The 2,956-nt window shown below is 72.0% G+C and carries 3 protein-coding genes; 2 read left to right on the top strand and 1 reads right to left on the bottom strand.

Going from position 1 to position 2,956, the window contains the following annotated elements:
- Positions 1-100 precede the first annotated feature (100 nt).
- A complete protein-coding gene (locus ACWD3D_RS35515; RefSeq protein WP_451464799.1) occupies positions 101-877 on the bottom strand; it encodes a VanZ family protein in 777 nt (258 codons plus the stop codon).
- Between the two features lie 193 nt (positions 878-1,070).
- On the opposite strand from ACWD3D_RS35515, the gene ACWD3D_RS35510 reads away from it, so the two are divergent.
- Positions 1,071-1,571, top strand: coding sequence for a tetratricopeptide repeat protein (locus ACWD3D_RS35510; protein WP_451464798.1), 501 nt, complete (start codon positions 1,071-1,073; stop codon positions 1,569-1,571).
- A 178-nt stretch (positions 1,572-1,749) separates the two neighbouring features.
- Positions 1,750-2,799 carry a phosphatidylinositol-specific phospholipase C domain-containing protein gene (locus tag ACWD3D_RS35505; RefSeq protein WP_451464797.1) on the top strand — a complete coding sequence of 350 codons (1,050 nt, stop codon included), beginning with the start codon at positions 1,750-1,752 and terminating at the stop codon, positions 2,797-2,799.
- The last annotated feature ends 157 nt before the right edge of the window (positions 2,800-2,956 follow it).

The following is a 2,956-nucleotide window of genomic DNA, read 5'->3' as shown; positions in this document are numbered from 1 at the left end:
CCGTCCCGAACGCGGGGGCACCCGTGTCGTTGATCACGTGGTTGTACCGCCCGGCCCCACCGAGCGAGACGGCCAGGACCGGGACGCCCTACCGTCCCGGTCAGCGGCGGTTGCGGAACCTCTCCAGCAGCGTGCGCCCGCCCTCGGGCCGCGCCGCTCCGGTGTTCCGGGCCTCGGCCGGGGCCTTCCCGGAGCGCTTGTCCGGCGCGGTGACGGGCGCCTTCACGGCCCGTCCGTTCCCGGTTCCCTTCCCATCCACGGCCAGTGCCTTCGCCGTGCGGGGCACCCCCGCCCGCGCGGTCGCCGCAGCGACCCGCTCCCTCCATCCCGCACGGCCGGCGGTCCGCCGGCCGGACGTGGTCCGTGCGACCGGGGCGGGCTCGGGACGGACCTTCGCGAAGGAGTGGTAGTGGTGGCTGATCCGGCGCCCGACGAGAAGGTAACCGAGCAGCGCGCCGGTGGTGTTCAGGATCACGTCGTCGATGTCGAAAGCCCTTCCCTCCACGACGGCGCCCTGGGCCAGCTCCACGACCACCATGACCACGCCGGTCAGCAGGATCATGCGGAGCATCCGGAGCCGACGCGGCACGAGCACCGGGATCAGCACCCCGAAGGGAGCGCCGAGCAGGATGTTCCCGCCCGCCTGCTTGCAGGCGGCGAGGAAGGTGTAGTCCTCCGCGTACTGCCGGAGCGAGCGTCCGGGGGTCATGTTCGAATGGGCGATCCCCGCCGAGGCGGGTGACGGCGTGAGGGTCACCTTCGCCAGGACGACGGAGAAGGCGACGAGGCCCACGAAGGCCACCACCAGAATGCCGGCGCGCAGGAGGGTGTGCGTCCAACTTCTCTTCCGCACAGGGCGGTTCGCGTCTGCGGTCATGGCCCTCGGATGCCCCGGCCCTGGCCGGTCACACCCCGATCCGGCCACGCCTGCCGAAGGACTTCGTCCGGGCGCCACGCACCGGCCCCGGACACCCGGCCCTCGGGCGTCCAGACACCCGGGGACCGCGCTGCGGCCTCGCCCCGGCAGGGCGCGCGGCGGCGCCCCGCCGGGGCCTGCCACCATGTCACCCATGAGTGCAGCGAAGAGGGACGAACTGCTGGCCGACGCCGTGCGGCTGCGTACCGAGGGCCGACCGGAAGAGGCCCGGGAGCAACTGCTCGCGCTGACCGCGAGGTTCCCCGAGGACGCGGAGGTCGCGTACCAGACGGCGTGGGCCCACGACGTTCTCGGACTGGAGGCCGAGGCGGTGGCGTACTACGAGCGCTGTCTGTCGGGCGGGCACCTCGGCGAGGAGGACCGGCGCGGCGCGCTCGTCGGCCTCGGCAGTACCTACCGGGTGCTCGGAAGATACGGGCAGGCCGTCGAGACGCTCCGTCGGGGGGTGGCGGAGTTCCCCGACGACGGCGCGCTCCACACGTTCCTGGCGATGGCGCTCTACAACACGGGCGAGCACCACGAGGCGATGGGACTTCTGCTGCGGCTCGTCGCGTCGACCAGCGAGGATCCGTACGTGAGGCGGTACCGGGCCGCGATCGAGCACTACGCGAGCGGCCTCGACGGGACGTCCTGACCCGCCCGGCCGGACCCGGCACTGCCCCGTACACCTGTTGTCCGCGGCTTCCCCGCGGACAACAGGTACTCCCCGAACGGCCGGTTCGCGTACTCCTGAAGGTCATCCGTGCCTCCTATCGTGCTCCTGGTTGACGCGTTCGCATCAACTTCGACGACGTGGGTGAGGGTGAGGGTCCATGAAGCAGGGATGGCACCGGTGGGCGACGGCCGCCGCGGCCGGGTTGTTCTGCGTGGCGGTCTCGGCCGGCAGCGCACAGTCCGCCACGGGGCAGGGCGGCAGCTCGTACGGTGCGACGACGGGCGTCGGGGTGCACAACGCGTACGAGAAGTCGACGTACACCTACTTCGCCGACGCCCTCGACTCCGGTGCGGCGATGCTCGAGCTCGACGTGTGGACCAACGTGTTCGGCAGCTCCTGGCGGGTGTCCCACAGCAATCCGCTCGGCAACGACAACAACTGCGAGAACGCGGCGAGCGCCGCCGAACTCCGCAGCAAGCCGCGCAACCAGAACCTCGCCGGCTGCCTCTCCGACATCCGCGCCTGGCACGACGCCCACCCGGGACACCGGCCCATCGTGCTGAAGGTCGAGCTCAAGGACGGGTTCCTCGGTACGAGCGGTCGCGGTCCGGCCGAACTCGACGCGCTGCTCACGGCGAAGCTCGGCGACGCGCTGTACCGTCCGGCCGACCTCGTCGGCACGCACGCCACCCTCGACGAAGCCGTCACGGCCGGGGGCTGGCCCACGCGCGACGCGCTGGCGGGCCGTTTCCTGGTGGAGCTGATCCCGGGCACGGTCGAGGAGGGCAACCCGCTCGACACCCTGTGGACGGACCGTGAGTACGCCACCCGGCTGCGCGACCTCGCCGCGGCGGGCCGTCTGCGCGAGGCCTCGGCCTTCCCCGCCGTGCACACGGCTCAGGCCGGTGACCCTCGCACCCGGTACACCGACGTCTCCGTCCGGCCGTGGTTCGTGATCTTCGACGGGGACGCCTCCGCGTACGCGAGCGGCTCCATCGACACCGCGTGGTACGCCCGCAACAAGTACCTGGTGCTGATGACGGACGCGCACAACGTGGCGCCCGCCATCGACGGCACCAACCCGACGTCCGCCCAGGCGCTGGACCGGCTCGCCCTCCTCGCGGGGAAGCACGCCAGCATCATCTCCGCGGACTGGCACGGGCTGACCGACGTGCTGTCCACGGTGGTCCCGCGCGCGGCCGGCTGACCGGCTCCCCTCGGGCACCACGGCCGTACGCGCCCCCGACGAGTCACCGGGGGCGCGTCCCGGCAAGACCGTGTTCCTGAGGAAGTTACGACGGGGTCATCTCCACCGCGAAAGTACAGCGCTGAGGGACTACCCTCGAAAGGTCCGTTTCAGCCCC

This window comes from Streptomyces sp. NPDC002690, assembly GCF_053592415.1.
Note: the sequence above shows the minus strand (reverse complement) of the source record. Positions and strands in the feature narration are given on the sequence as shown.